We start from the raw sequence: 12,918 nt of genomic DNA on the forward strand, positions 1-12,918 counted from the left end.
TCCTGTGGGTTGGCGCACCACAGCAGGTACGCCAGTCCATTACAGGATCAAAGTCACGTAGCGCCGTCCCCAAGGGAGAGGACAAACAGGTCTGTCCAGCCGCTCGAAATACCAGGAAAATCGGCCATCAGCACGCTTCAGTAAATCGCTGACAGCTATAAAAATAGTAGTTTCTTACTGCTGAAGACGGCTGGACAAGCGCTGGCGAACGCCGGTGCTGCCGCGCGCCACGCGGCAGCACGTTCAGACCAGCCGCTCGATCTTGCGGTAGCGCCACACCAGCCGGTAGAAGGTGCTTTGCAGCAGCAGCATGGCGCTGAACACCACCGGGTACGACATCCACACGCCCTGCAAGCCGAAGCGCGCCGACAGCAGGTTGGCCGCCGGCAGCTGCACCAGCAGGATGCAGCCGATGCTGATGCCCGTGGGCACCCACACGGTGCCGCTGGCGCGCATCACGCCCGCCACCACGGCCTGCATGCCGAACACCACGCTGGCCCACAGCATCACGTGCAGCAGGGTCTGCGCCATGTCCAGCACGTGCGGCGTGGTCAGGAAGAAGCCCAGCAGCCAGCGCGACAGCGCGTAGCCCAGCAGCACCAGGCCGCCCGTCAGCACCACGTTCATCAGCAGGCCCGTGCGCACGATGGCCGACAGCCGCTCGCTGCGCCCCGCGCCGATGGCCTGCGCGCCCAGGATCGAGGCCGTGATGGCGATGGAGATCGCCGGGAACTGCACGTAGTTGACGATCTGGTTCACCGCGCCGTACGCCGCCGTGGCGTCCGCCCCGTAGGCGTTGACCAGGCCCAGGATGGCCAGCTCCGCCATGGCGATGGTCACCATCTGCACGCCGGTCGGCACGCCGATGCGCAGCACGGCGCGCAGCAGGGCCGGGCTGATGCGCAGGTGGCGCAGCAGCTCGGCGTCGGGCGCCAGCGGGTGGCGCTTGCGGCGCAGGTAGAACCACAAAAAGGCCAGCGCCACCGTGAAGGCCACGAAACCCGCCGCCGCCGCGCTGACCACGCCCAGCCGAGGCAGGCCCAGCCAGCCGCGGATCAGCGCCGGCGTCAGCAGCAGCCCGACGCTGGTGGACAGACACAGCGCCAGCAGCGGCGTCACCGTGTCGCCCACGCCGCGCAGCAGCTGGGTGTACAGGATGAACACCAGCAGCAGCGGCATGCTCAGCATCATCACGCGCGCATAGGCCACGGCATCGGGCAGCAGCTCGGGCGCGGTGCCCAGCGCCGCCAGCGCCGGGCGCGCGAACAGCTCGCCCAGCGCGGCGGCGGTGAGGCCGATCAGGCCGCCCAGCGCCAGCGCGGTGCCGGCGATGGCCTTGGCCTTGCGCGGCTCGCGCGCGCCCCAGGCCTGGCCGATCAGCACCGAGGCGCCCGCGCCCACGCCGATGATCAGCGCGATGAAGAAGAACACCACCGGGAACATGCCCGCCACGGCGCCCAGCGCGGTCGTGCCCAGCATCTGGCCGATGTAGACCGCGTTCACGCTGCCCGACAGCGATTGCAGGATGTTGGCCAGCACCATCGGCCCCAGGAAGGCCAGGTAGGTGCGCCACAGCGGGCGCGTGGTGGTAATGGGAGGCTTGGCGCTCATATCGGATACCTCCGTGCTTCGCACTGCGGTGCGAGCGCCCTTCGGGCGGCCGGGCGGGCGCTCATTCGGCGGCCTCGTCGTCGGAGGGAGCGTCGAAAGCGCCCTGCGCCAGTTCGTTCAGATGGGCGCGCACGTCCTTCGGCCAGCGCGCTGTGTGCGCCGCGAAGGCGTGGCCGTCGGCCGCGAACAAGGCGCGCGCGGCTTCCTCGAAGCCGGGTTGGTGGCCGGCGATGGCGCTCATGAATCTGTAGCTTCTCTCGCTGGCCTGGCGCCGGCTGTCGGCCTTTTCGTTCGACTTCCGGGCCTGGTCCACCAGGCGACGCAGGGCAACCGAGGCGCCGCCCGGCTGCGCGGCGAGCCAGTCCCAGTGGCGCGGCAGCAGCGTCACTTCGCGCGCCACCACGCCCAGGCGCGGGCGGCCGGGCGCGGGACGCGGCGGCGCGGCGGCGTCATCGGCGCGCGCGAGCCGCGCGGCGTGTTCGGGTGGCGGCGGCGCGTCCACCTGCGCGCCGGTGGCGTCGTCGAAAACCAGCACCGGCCGGCCCTGGAAATCATCCGCCGCCAGCGCCCGTGTCACCTCGGCATACGCGCCGCGGGCGACCAGCTGGTCGCCCGCGAAGGCCGTGTAGAGGGAAGGAAAAATCGTATTCATGCACTCATTATATCCGGGTCAAATAATTTTGCCCGGGTATTTATGCGGCAAGTCGCGCAGGCTACCATCGCCCGCATGCCCGCCGCCACGCCGCCCGCCTCGCCCGCGCTGCCGCGCGACGCCGCCAGCATCCTGGAGCTGGCCGCGCGCTCCATGTTCGACCTGTTCGCCAGCGCCAGCGAGGGCATGGTGCTGGTGGACCGCGACGCGCGCGTGGTGTGGATCAACGACCAGTACCGGCGCTTCCTGCCCGCGCTGGGCTTCCCGCGCGAGGAGGACTTCGTCGGCCACCCGGTGTCCGACGTGATCCAGAACACGCAGATGCACGAGGTGCTGCGCACCGGCAAGCCGATGCTGATCGACGTGCTGAGCAACCGCGCCGGCACCTTCGGCGTCAGCCGCATTCCGCTGCGCGACGACGCCGGCGAGGTCATCGGCGCCCTGGGCATCGTGCTGTTCGACCAAACCTCGCACAACCTGCAACCGCTGATCGCCAAGTTCGCCCGCATGCAGCAGGAGCTGCACGAGGCGCAGCAGCAGCTGGCCGCCAAGCGGGCCGGCGGCCGGCACGGGCCCAGGCAGGCGCGCTACACGTTTGCGAGCTTCGTGGGCAGCAGCCCGGCCGCGGTGGAGGTCAAGCGCCAGGCGCGGCGCGCCGCGCAGTCGCATAGCCCGGTGCTGCTGCTGGGCGAGACGGGCACCGGCAAGGAGCTGCTGGCGCACGGCATCCACGCCGCCTCGCCGCGCGCCGACGGCCCCTTCGTCAGCATCAACATCGCGGCCGTGCCCGACACGCTGCTGGAGGCCGAGTTCTTCGGCGTCGCCCCCGGCGCCTTCACCGGCGCCGACCGCAAGGGCCGCATGGGCAAGTTCAAGCTGGCGGACGGCGGCACGCTGTTCCTCGACGAGATCGGCGACATGCCGCCCGGCCTGCAAGCCAAGCTGCTGCGCGCGCTGCAAGAGGGCGAGATCGAGCCGCTGGGCAGCAACGAGCTGGTGCCGTTCGACGCCCGCGTCATCGCCGCCACCAGCCGCGACCTGCCGGCCCTGGTGCGCGAGGGGCGCTTCCGTGAAGACCTGTACTACCGCCTGAACGTGCTGCCGGTGCGCGTGCCGCCGCTGCGCGAGCGGCGCGGCGACGTGCGCGCGCTGATCGAGGTGCTGGGCGAGGACATGGCGCACCGCGGCAGCCCGCCGCCCGAGCTGAGTGACGGCGCCATCGCCCTGCTGGCGGCGCAGCAGTGGCGCGGCAACATCCGCGAGCTGCGCAACGTGCTGGAGCAGGCCGCGCTGCGCGCCGACGCCGACCGGCTGGACGCCGGCCACATGGAAGCCCTGCTGCGCCAGTCGGGCCTGGCCCAGGTGCAGCCCGCGCTGCCGCCGGAGCCGGCGCCGCAGGACGCGGCCGACCTGCTGCGCCCGCTGGGCAAGCAGATCGCCGAGCTGGAGCGGCGCGCCATCGCGGCGGCGCTGAAGGCCACCGGCGGCAACAAGCTGGCCGCCACACGGCTGCTGGGGATCTCGCGCGCCACCTTGTACGAGCGGCTGCGGGACGAGGCGGATCCAACGAAGGCCATGGTTAACCCTGATCCATGATCAGACATTTGCTCTGATTTCAGACAATCCATTTGTCTGAATTTTGATCATTCGCGCGTTAACCCAGCACCAATCTCTCGCAGAATCAACGACTTGCGTGCTGGCACGGGTCATGCACTTTGTGCCCTGCATCCCGAACCATCAGAGGAGATTCCCCATGCACCGCCGCTCGCTCATCGCCCTGGCCGCCCTGGCCGCCGTCGTCAGCGCCCCTGCCCTGGCGCAGTCCGGCGACATCAAGATCGCCCACATCTATTCCAAGACCGGCCCGCTCGAAGCCTACGGCAAGCAGACCCAGGTCGGTCTGATGATGGGCCTGAACTACGCCACCGGCGGCACCATGGCCGTCAATGGCCGCAAGATCACCGTGATCGAGAAGGACGACCAGGGCAAGCCCGACGTGGGCAAGAGCCTGCTGGCCGCCGCCTACGCGGACGACAAGGTGGACCTGGCCGTCGGCCCCAGCTCTTCCGGCGTGGCGCTGGCCATGCTGCCGGTGGCCGAGGAGTACAAGAAGATCCTGCTGGTCGAGCCCGCCGTGGCCGACTCGATCACCGGCGACAAGTGGAACAAGTACATCTTCCGCACCGGCCGCAGCAGCAGCCAGGACGCCATCAGCAACGCCGCGGCGATGGACAAGGACGGCGTCTCCGTCGCCACGCTGGCGCAGGACTACGCCTTCGGCCGCGACGGCGTAAAAGCCTTCAAGGACGCGCTCAAGCACGCCAGGATCGTGCACGAGGAATACCTGCCGCAGACCACCACCGACTTCACCGCCGGCATCCAGCGCCTGATCGACGCGCTGAAGGACAAGCCCGGCCGCAAGGCCATCGAGGTGATCTGGGCCGGCGGCACGCCGCCCTTCAACGCGCTGGCCGCGGCCGACCTGAAGAAGCGCTTCAACATCGAGGTCTTCACCGGCGGCAACATCCTGCCCGCCATGGCGGCCTACAAGAACTTCCCCGGCATGGAAGGCGCCACGTACTACTACTTCGGCATTCCCAAGAACGCGGTCAACGATGCGATGGTGGCGGCGCACTACAAGGAGTTCAAGCAGCCGCCGGACTTCTTCACCGCCGGCGGCTTCTCGGCCGCCATGGCCCTCGTCACCGCGCTCAAGGCCACGGGCGGCGACACCAACACCAACAAGCTCATCAAGACCATGGAAGGCATGAGCTTCGACACGCCCAAGGGCAAGATGACCTTCCGCAAGGAAGACCACCAGGCCATGCAGAGCATGTACCACTTCCGCATCAAGAACGACCCGGCCTTCGCCTGGGGCGTGCCCGAGCTGGTGCGCGAGATCAAGCCTGAGGAAATGCAGGTGCCGATCCGCAACAAGCGCTGATCGCCCTTCTCATTTTTTGATAGCTGGCGGCGCTTGCCTGGCAAGCGCTGCGGCCTCTTTTCGTCTGAAATGCTGGAAACCCAGGACCTCACCATCCGCTTCGGCGGCCACGTGGCCGTGAACGCGGTCACGTGCCGCTTCGCGCCCGGCACGCTGACGGCCATCGTCGGCCCCAACGGCGCCGGCAAGACGACCTACTTCAACCTCATCTCCGGCCAGCTCAAGGCCAGCGCGGGCAGCGTGCGGCTGGGCGGGCAGGACTTGTCGGGCCTGTCGCCGGCCGCGCGCACGCGCGCCGGGCTGGGGCGGGCGTTCCAGCTCACCAACCTCTTCCCCAACCTCTCGGTGCTGGAGAACGTGCGCCTGGCCGTGCAGGCGCGGCACTCAGGCGGCCTGAACCTGTGGAGCATCTGGAGCGACCACGCCGGGCTGACGCGCCGCGCGCTCGAACTGCTGGAGCAGGTCAGCATGACCGAGCGCCAGCACATGCCCGTGGCCAGCCTGCCGCACGGCGACCAGCGCAAGCTGGAGGTGGCGCTGCTGATGGCGCTTCAGCCTTCGGTCTACATGTTCGACGAGCCCACCGCCGGCATGAGCCACGACGAGGCGCCGGTGATCCTGAACCTGATCCGCCAGCTCAAGCAGGACAAGAGCAAGACCATCCTGCTCGTCGAGCACAAGATGGACGTGGTGCGCGAGCTGGCCGACCGCATCATCGTGCTGACCAACGGCACGCTGGTGGCCGACGGCGAGCCGGCGGAAGTCATCGCCTCGCCCGTCGTGCAGCAAGCCTACCTGGGCGTCAGCAAGGACGAAGAGGTTGCCCAATGAGCGATGTGTTGCTGAAACTCGAAGGCGTGCACACCCACATCGGCGCCTACCACATCCTGCACGGCGTGGACTTGGAAGTGCCGCGCGGCCAGCTCACCATGCTGCTGGGCCGCAACGGCGCCGGCAAGACGACCACGCTGCGCACCGTCATGGGCCTGTGGCAGGCGAGCCAGGGCCGCGTCACGTTCAACGGCCAGGACATCACCAGGAAGCACACGCCGCAGATCGCGCAGCTCGGCATCGCCTACGTGCCCGAGAACATGGGCATCTTCGCCGACCTCACCGTGAAGGAGAACATGGTGCTCGCCGCCCGAGCCGCCCGCAACGCGGCGCAGATGGATCAGGCACGCCTGCAATGGATCTTCCAGCTCTTTCCCGCCGTCGAGAAGTTCTGGAACCACCCGGCCGGCAAGCTCTCGGGCGGGCAGAAGCAGATGCTGGCCGTCAGCCGCGCCATCGTCGAGCCGCGCGAGCTCCTGATCGTGGACGAGCCCAGCAAGGGCCTGGCGCCAGCCATCATCAACAACATGATCGACGCCTTCCGCCAGCTCAAGGCGCAGGGCGTGACGATTTTGCTGGTGGAGCAGAACATCAACTTCGCCAAGCGGCTGGGCGACACCGTCGCCGTGATGGACGACGGCCGCGTGGTGCACGCCGGCACCATGGCCGCGCTGGCGCAGGACGAGGCCTTGCAGCAGCGGCTGCTGGGGCTGTCGCTGTGATGACGTTTACAAGCCAAATCGGCCTCCAGCGCCCGCCCATCAAGCGCTGGCAGCTATCACTGCAATAGCACATGACATCCACCGACCTCGACTACAAACCCCTGCTGCTGGTGCCGCTGCTGATGCTGGCGGCGCTGCCGCTGATCGGCTCCGGCTCCACCTGGCTCACGCTTACCGTGGCGGGGCTGGCGATGGGCATGATCATCTTCATCATCGCCTCGGGCCTGACGCTGGTGTTCGGCCTGATGGACGTGCTGAACTTCGGCCACGGCGTGTTCATCGCCCTGGGCGCCTTCGTCGCCACCAGCGTGCTGGGCGCCATGGGCGACTACACGCAAAGCGCCGACCTCTGGCGCAACCTGCTGGCCGTGCTGCCGGCGATGGTGGTGGCGATGCTGGTGGCCGGCGCCATCGGCCTGGCGTTCGAGCGCTTCATCGTGCGGCCGGTGTACGGCCAGCACCTCAAGCAGATCCTCATCACCATGGGCGGCATGATCATCGGCGAGGAGCTGATCAAGGTCATCTGGGGCCCGCAGCAGATTCCGCTGCCGCTGCCCAGCGGCATGCAGGGCTCCTGGCTGATCGGCGACGCGGCGGTGGAGAAGTACCGCGTGGTGGCGGTGGTCGTCGGCGTGGTGGTGTTCGCGCTGCTGGCCTGGACGCTCTCGTGCACCAAGGTGGGCCTGCTGATCCGCGCCGGCGTGCAGGACCGCGAGATGGTCGAGTCGCTGGGCTACCGCATCCGCCGCCTGTTCGTGGGCGTGTTCGTGGTCGGCAGCGCGCTGGCGGGCCTGGGCGGCGTGATGTGGGGGCTGTACCAGCAGAACGTGGTGCCGCAGATGGGCGCGCAGGTCAACATCCTGATCTTCATCGTCATCATCATCGGCGGGCTGGGCAGCACCACCGGCGCGCTGATCGGCGCGCTGATGGTGGGGCTGATGGCCAACTACACCGGCTTCCTGGCGCCCAAGGTGGCGCTGTTCTCCAACATCGCGCTGATGGTGGCCGTGCTGCTGTGGCGGCCGCAGGGCGTCTATCCGGTGGCCAACCGCTGATGGAACGCTATGGCAACGATAGCTGGCAGCGCTTGTTCCACGCGGGCTAAGGCCGTATTTCATTCAGATTCCACACCGCACACCCCTCGAAGCCCCATGTTCAGCCGCCTGCTCTCCAACGACCTGCCGCGCAACAAGCTGCTGGCGCTCATCCTGCTGGCCATCCTCGTCGGGCTGGCGGTGGCGCCGTTCATGTTCCCGGGCGTCAAGGCGCTGAACGTGGCGGCCAAGGTGCTGATCTTCATCGTGCTGGTGGCGGCGTTCGACCTGCTGCTGGGCTACACCGGCATCGTGAGCTTCGCGCACACCATGTTCTTCGGCATCGGCGCCTACGGCATCGCCATCGCCAGCGAGCGCATGGGCGCCTCCTGGGGCGCGCTGGCGGTGGGCGTGGCGGGCGCGCTGGCGGTGTCGCTGGTGCTGTCGCTGGCCGTGGGCCTCTTTTCGCTGCGGGTGCGGGCGATCTTCTTCGCCATGATCACGCTGGCGGTGGCGGCCGCGTTCCAGACGCTGGCCTCGCAGCTGTCCGCATTCACCGGCGGCGAGGACGGCCTGACCTTCAAACTGCCCGAGGTGCTGATGCCCAGCTTCGAGCCGTTCGAGAACGAGGTGCTCGGCGTGCTGGTCGACGGCAAGATCATCACCTACTACGGGCTGTTCGTCGTGGCCGTGGTGCTGTTCCTGGCGCTGCTGCGCATCGTCAACTCGCCCTTCGGCCGCACGCTGCAAGCCATCCGCGAGAACGAGTTCCGCGCCGAGGCCATCGGCTATCGCGTGGTGGTGTACCGCACGCTGTCCAGCGTGCTGTCGGCGCTGTTCGCCACCCTGGCCGGCTGCATGCTGGCCGTCTGGCTGCGCTACAACGGGCCGGACACCTCGCTCAGCTTCGAGATCATGATGGACGTGCTGCTGATCGTCGTCATCGGCGGCATGGGCACGATGTACGGCGCGGTGATCGGCTCGGTGCTGTTCCTGGTGGCGCAGAGCTACTTGCAGGACCTGCTGCGCTTGGGGCACGACGCCACCGCCGGCGTGCCCGCGCTGTCCGCCCTGCTCTCGCCCGACCGCTGGCTGCTGTGGCTGGGCGTGCTGTTCGTGCTCTCGGTCTATTACTTCCCCACCGGCGTGGTCGGGCGGCTGCGCGCGCGCAGCCAGCAGGCCGCCGCGCCCCGCACCGTCCGCGAGAAGACGTCATGAGCTTTGCGTCCCACTACCTCACCTGCGCCGGCCGCGAGATCCACTACACCGACTGGCAGCCGCCCACCGGCACGGCGCGCGGCACCGTGGTCGCCTGGCACGGGCTGGCGCGCACCGGCCGCGACATGGACGAGCTGGCCGCGCACCTCTGCAACCTTGGCTGGCGCGTGCTGTGCCCCGACACCGTGGGCCGCGGCCTCAGCCAGTGGGCCGCCAACCCGCGCGACGAGTACTGCCTGGCCTTCTACGCCCGGCTGGCGCGCGAGTTCGTGGTGCAGCTCGGCATCGAGCGCTGCCACTGGGTCGGCACCTCGATGGGCGGCGCCATCGGCATGGTGGGCGCGTCGGGCTACTTCGAGCCCGAGCTGCAAAAGCGCATCCGCAGCCTGGTGCTGAACGACAACGCGCCGCAGCTCGCGCAGCCCGCCGTGGAACGCATCAAGGCCTACGCCGGCAACCCGCCCGCCTTCGCCACCGTGACCGAGCTGGAAGCCTTCTTCCGCGCCGCCTACAAGCCCTACGGCCGGCTGACCGACGCGCAGTGGCGCCGCCTGGCGGAGACCAGCACGCGCCGCCTGCCCGACGGCCGCGTGACGCCGCACTACGACCCCGCCATCACCGGCCAGTTCATCCACTACCCCGACGACTACCTGATCTGGCACCACTACGACGCGCTGGCGCTGCCCGTGCTGCTGCTGCGCGGCGCCGATTCCGACCTGGTGCTGCGCGAAACCGCCGAGCAGATGGCCGCCCGCGGCCCCGGCGCGCGCGGGTTGCTGCAATGGGCCGAGGTGCCCGGCTGCGGCCACGCGCCGGCGCTGAACGTGCCGGAGCAGTTGAACCTGGTGAGCGATTTCATCGAGCGCGCCGAACAGCCCGCCGCGCCGCTGGATTCTTAAGCCAAATCGGCCTCCAGCGCTTGTCCATCAAGCGCTGACAGCTATTGTTCGGATAGCTAATTGGCCGCCGGCCGCCCGCGTGTCGGCCAGCCCTGCAAGTGCTCCTGCACGATCTCAGCCAGCGCCGCCAGCCAGCTCGGGTGGTCGTTGAGGCAGGGGACGTAGTGGAACTCGCGGCCGCCGGCAGCCAAGAAAGCGTCGCGGTTCTCCATGGCGATCTCCTCCAGCGTCTCCAGGCAGTCGGCGGTGAAGCCGGGGCAGATCACGTCCACGCGCGGCACGCCGGCGCGGCCCAGGTCCTCCAGCACCGCCTGCGTCGCCGGCTCCACCCACCTGGCCTTGCCGAAGCGCGACTGAAAGCTGACCACCCACTCGTCCTCCTTCAGCGCCAGCCGCCCGGCCAGCAGGCGCGCCGTCTCCAGGCATTCGTCCACGTAGGGGTCGCCCAGCGCGCGCGTGCGCTCGGGCACGCCGTGGAAGCTCATCACCAGCCTGCTCGGCCGCCCGTGGCTCTGCCAGTGGTGATGCACCAGCCGCGCCAGCGCGCGGATGTAGCCGGGGTCGTCGTGGAAGCGGTTCACGAAGCGCAGCTCCGGCACGTGGCGCACGCGCCGCGCCCAGGCGCCCACGGCGTCGATCACGCTGGCCGTGGTGGTGCCGGAATACTGCGGGTACATCGGCACCACCAGGATGCGCGTGCAGCCGCGCGCTTTCATCTCGTCCAGCTGCGAGTCGATCGATGGCTGACCGTAGCGCATCGCCAGGCGCACGCTCACCGCGTGGCCGCGCTCGCCCAGGTAGCCACGCAGCATCGTCGCCTGCCTGCGGCTCCACACCATCAGCGGCGAGCCCTCGGGCAGCCAGATCGACTTGTACTTGGCGGCCGACTGCGCCGGCCGTGTGCGCAGAACCACGCCGTGGAGGATGGGCTTCCAGAGCGTCGGCGGAATCTCCACCACGCGCCGGTCGCTCAGGAACTCGGCCAGGTAGCGGCGCGTGGCCGCCGGCGTGGGCGCATCGGGCGTGCCCAGGTTGCACAGCAGCACGCCGGTGCGGCCTGCGTGGCCGGGCCGCACGGCGGGTTCGGGTCGGAAAGGCATGCGCTATTCTCGGTCATGCCCTCTACGCCAAAGAGCGCGCCGCCGCTCGATTTCCGGCGCATCCGTGCCATTACGCTCGATCTGGACGACACGCTGTGGCCCGTGTGGCCGACCATCGAGCGCGCCGAAAACGCCCTGCGCGGCTGGCTGGACGAGCGCGCGCCGCGCACCGCCGCCCTGGCGCGCGATGCCGATGCCGCACGGTCCGCGCGCCGCGCCGTCGCAGCCGCTCATGCGGACCGCGTGCACGACCTGGGCCTGCTGCGCCGCGAGATGATCCGCCACCTGCTGCGCGCGGCCGGCGACGACCCCGCCTTGGCCGAGGCCGCGTTCGAAGTCTTCCACGCCGAACGCCAGCGCGTCGAACTGTACGCCGACGCCCTGCCCGCCCTGGCCTGGCTGAGCGCGCGCTTTCCGGTCGTGGCACTCAGCAACGGCAACGCCGACGTGCACCGCGTCGGCATCGGCCGCTACTTCCAGGCCGCCATCAGCGCGGCGCAGATCGGCGCCGGCAAGCCCGACCCGCGCATCTTCAAAGCCGGCGCGCGCGCCGCCGGCGTGCAGCCGCACGAGGTATTGCACGTCGGCGATGACGTCCAACTGGACGGCATCGGCGCGCTGCGCGCCGGCATGCAGTCGGCGTGGGTCAACCGTGCGCAGGCGCCCTGGCCGCGCGACGCGGGGCTGGCGCCGCAGGTTGTCGTTGAAGACCTGACGCAGCTCTGTGAATGGCTTGGTCGACCAGCGCATCGACGCTGACGCCGAAAGGCACGCACCCCGGAAAGAGACAAGGGGCTACAACTTTAAGAGTTGTAGCCCCTTACGGATAGTGGTCGGCGTGGCGGGATTCGAACTCGCGACCCCTTGCACCCCATGCAAGTGCGCTACCAGGCTGCGCTACACGCCGACAAGCCTGCCATTATAGCGTGTGCAGGTCGTGCCACTGCGAGACGGTGAGCAGGTCGCGGATTTCCTTCAGCTCGCGCTCGACCTGGCGGATCTGCTCGGGCACGACGTGCTCGTCCTCGAAGATCACGCTGTCGCCGAACTCGCTGGGCACCGGCTCGTCGGCGTCGAACTCCTCCACGCCCGTCAACATGACCTCGCCGGCACGCTGGCGGTCGCGCTCATGCTGCGCCAGCTCCTGCAGCTTGGCGCGCGCGCCGTTGATGGTGAAGCCCTGGTCGTACAGCAGCTCACGGATGCGGCGGATCATCAGCACCTCGTGGTGCTGGTAGTAGCGCCGGTTGCCGCGCCGCTTCATGGGGCGCAGCTGGGTGAACTCCTGTTCCCAGTAGCGCAGAACGTGCGGCTTGACGCCGCACAAATCCCCTACCTCACCGATGGTGAAGTAGCGTTTGGCGGGGATGGGGGGAAGCTGTGTTTCCACTGCGGAAGGACGTCTTGCGCGAGAACTCAAAAGATTAGCGCAAGTGCCGTCCGGCGGCTACAACGGGAATGTGACGTTGTGCATGGTTCCAACGTCGTCGCGCGCCGTGCACCACCGCGCCGGCACGCTCAGAAGTCTTCGACCACGGTGGCGCCGGCGCCCGGTTCGGCCTGGATCATTTCCTTGAGCTTCTGGCTGGCGTGGAAAGTGACGACCTTGCGCGCCTCGATGGGGATCAGTTCGCCCGTGCGCGGATTGCGCCCGGGGCGCGGCGCCTTGATACGCATCTGGAAATTGCCGAAGCCGGAGAGCTTGACCTCCTCGCCCGCGATCAGGCGCGCGCAGATGAGGTCGAAGAACGCATCGACCATGTCCTTGGATTCGCGCTTGTTCAGGCCGATCTGCTCGAACAGCATCTCGGCCAGCTGCGCCTTGGTCAGCGCCGACGTTTCCAGGCTGTCGACGGCCAGCTCGATGACCGGATTGGGCTGGGTGACCATGGTCTTCTCCCTCAGGT

13 protein-coding genes and 1 tRNA gene are annotated in these 12,918 nt (G+C 68.9%); 8 read left to right on the plus strand and 6 right to left on the minus strand.

What is annotated here, in order from left to right; genetic code table 11:
* Positions 1–243: 243 nt before the first annotated feature.
* Both QM772_RS03440 and QM772_RS03445 read right to left on the minus strand, forming a co-directional pair.
* Positions 244–1,611 (minus strand): MATE family efflux transporter, encoded by a 1,368-nt coding sequence (locus QM772_RS03440; RefSeq protein WP_415134062.1) that lies wholly within the window; start codon positions 1,609–1,611, stop codon positions 244–246.
* A gap of 61 nt (positions 1,612–1,672) precedes the next feature.
* Complete coding sequence (locus tag QM772_RS03445) at positions 1,673–2,263, minus strand: DUF2239 family protein (RefSeq protein ID WP_415134063.1); 591 nt, start codon at positions 2,261–2,263, stop codon at positions 1,673–1,675.
* A 75-nt stretch (positions 2,264–2,338) separates the two neighbouring features.
* Between QM772_RS03445 and QM772_RS03450 the strand changes: the two genes are divergently transcribed.
* The 7 genes from QM772_RS03450 (at position 2,339) to QM772_RS03480 (ending at position 9,911) form a co-directional block, all read left to right on the plus strand.
* Positions 2,339–3,859: a sigma-54 interaction domain-containing protein gene (locus QM772_RS03450; RefSeq protein ID WP_415134064.1), complete on the plus strand. Its 1,521-nt coding sequence runs from the start codon at positions 2,339–2,341 to the stop codon at positions 3,857–3,859.
* Positions 3,860–4,016: 157 nt separating this feature from the next.
* Positions 4,017–5,207, plus strand: coding sequence for a substrate-binding domain-containing protein (locus QM772_RS03455; protein WP_415134065.1), 1,191 nt, complete (start codon positions 4,017–4,019; stop codon positions 5,205–5,207).
* Between the two features lie 69 nt (positions 5,208–5,276).
* Complete coding sequence (locus QM772_RS03460) at positions 5,277–6,038, plus strand: ABC transporter ATP-binding protein (protein ID WP_415134066.1); 762 nt, start codon at positions 5,277–5,279, stop codon at positions 6,036–6,038.
* Positions 6,035–6,760: an ABC transporter ATP-binding protein gene (locus QM772_RS03465; protein ID WP_415134067.1), complete on the plus strand. Its 726-nt coding sequence runs from the start codon at positions 6,035–6,037 to the stop codon at positions 6,758–6,760. Before QM772_RS03460 ends, QM772_RS03465 begins: the two co-directional genes overlap by 4 nt.
* Before the next feature lie 71 nt (positions 6,761–6,831).
* A complete protein-coding gene (locus QM772_RS03470; protein WP_415134068.1) occupies positions 6,832–7,815 on the plus strand; it encodes a branched-chain amino acid ABC transporter permease in 984 nt (327 codons plus the stop codon).
* Positions 7,816–7,911: 96 nt separating this feature from the next.
* On the plus strand, positions 7,912–9,012 hold the full coding sequence (locus QM772_RS03475) for a branched-chain amino acid ABC transporter permease (protein WP_415134069.1): 1,101 nt from the start codon (positions 7,912–7,914) through the stop codon (positions 9,010–9,012).
* Entirely contained in the window at positions 9,009–9,911 is a 903-nt protein-coding gene (locus QM772_RS03480) for an alpha/beta fold hydrolase (RefSeq protein WP_415134070.1), read from the plus strand. Before QM772_RS03475 ends, QM772_RS03480 begins: the two co-directional genes overlap by 4 nt.
* 56 nt (positions 9,912–9,967) lie before the next feature.
* Here the strand turns inward: QM772_RS03480 and hemH are convergent, their stop codons facing one another.
* The gene (gene hemH / locus QM772_RS03485) at positions 9,968–11,011 is read right to left on the minus strand and encodes a ferrochelatase (RefSeq protein ID WP_415134071.1); all 1,044 of its coding nucleotides are present in this window, start codon (positions 11,009–11,011) and stop codon (positions 9,968–9,970) included.
* A gap of 15 nt (positions 11,012–11,026) precedes the next feature.
* Here hemH and QM772_RS03490 point away from each other — a divergent pair, with 15 nt between their 5' ends.
* Complete coding sequence (locus QM772_RS03490) at positions 11,027–11,770, plus strand: HAD family hydrolase (RefSeq protein ID WP_415134072.1); 744 nt, start codon at positions 11,027–11,029, stop codon at positions 11,768–11,770.
* A gap of 71 nt (positions 11,771–11,841) precedes the next feature.
* On the opposite strand, the gene QM772_RS03495 is transcribed toward QM772_RS03490, so the two are convergent.
* The 3 genes from QM772_RS03495 to QM772_RS03505 form a co-directional block, all read right to left on the minus strand.
* Positions 11,842–11,918: transfer RNA gene (locus tag QM772_RS03495), tRNA-Pro, on the minus strand.
* A gap of 12 nt (positions 11,919–11,930) precedes the next feature.
* The gene (locus QM772_RS03500; RefSeq protein WP_415134073.1) at positions 11,931–12,401 is read right to left on the minus strand and encodes a MerR family transcriptional regulator; all 471 of its coding nucleotides are present in this window, start codon (positions 12,399–12,401) and stop codon (positions 11,931–11,933) included.
* Between the two features lie 128 nt (positions 12,402–12,529).
* Positions 12,530–12,901 (minus strand): integration host factor subunit alpha, encoded by a 372-nt coding sequence (locus tag QM772_RS03505; RefSeq protein ID WP_415134074.1) that lies wholly within the window; start codon positions 12,899–12,901, stop codon positions 12,530–12,532.
* Positions 12,902–12,918: the final 17 nt, after the last annotated feature.

This window comes from Ottowia sp. (genome assembly GCF_047601385.1).
Taxonomy (GTDB): domain Bacteria; phylum Pseudomonadota; class Gammaproteobacteria; order Burkholderiales; family Burkholderiaceae_C; genus Ottowia.

What these genes read in the sequence shown, in the direction of transcription:
- QM772_RS03470 (WP_415134068.1), top strand. Translation starts at nt 6,832, where the DNA reads ATGACATCCACCGACCTCGACTACAAACCCCTGCTGCTGGTGCCGCTG.
- QM772_RS03450 (WP_415134064.1), top strand. Translation starts at nt 2,339, where the DNA reads ATGCCCGCCGCCACGCCGCCCGCCTCGCCCGCGCTGCCGCGCGACGCC.
- QM772_RS03480 (WP_415134070.1), top strand. Translation starts at nt 9,009, where the DNA reads ATGAGCTTTGCGTCCCACTACCTCACCTGCGCCGGCCGCGAGATCCAC.
- QM772_RS03445 (WP_415134063.1), bottom strand. Translation starts at nt 2,263, where the DNA reads ATGAATACGATTTTTCCTTCCCTCTACACGGCCTTCGCGGGCGACCAG.
- QM772_RS03440 (WP_415134062.1), bottom strand. Translation starts at nt 1,611, where the DNA reads ATGAGCGCCAAGCCTCCCATTACCACCACGCGCCCGCTGTGGCGCACC.
- QM772_RS03505 (WP_415134074.1), bottom strand. Translation starts at nt 12,901, where the DNA reads ATGGTCACCCAGCCCAATCCGGTCATCGAGCTGGCCGTCGACAGCCTG.
- QM772_RS03490 (WP_415134072.1), top strand. Translation starts at nt 11,027, where the DNA reads ATGCCCTCTACGCCAAAGAGCGCGCCGCCGCTCGATTTCCGGCGCATC.
- QM772_RS03475 (WP_415134069.1), top strand. Translation starts at nt 7,912, where the DNA reads ATGTTCAGCCGCCTGCTCTCCAACGACCTGCCGCGCAACAAGCTGCTG.
- QM772_RS03465 (WP_415134067.1), top strand. Translation starts at nt 6,035, where the DNA reads ATGAGCGATGTGTTGCTGAAACTCGAAGGCGTGCACACCCACATCGGC.
- QM772_RS03460 (WP_415134066.1), top strand. Translation starts at nt 5,277, where the DNA reads ATGCTGGAAACCCAGGACCTCACCATCCGCTTCGGCGGCCACGTGGCC.
- QM772_RS03455 (WP_415134065.1), top strand. Translation starts at nt 4,017, where the DNA reads ATGCACCGCCGCTCGCTCATCGCCCTGGCCGCCCTGGCCGCCGTCGTC.
- hemH (WP_415134071.1), bottom strand. Translation starts at nt 11,011, where the DNA reads ATGCCTTTCCGACCCGAACCCGCCGTGCGGCCCGGCCACGCAGGCCGC.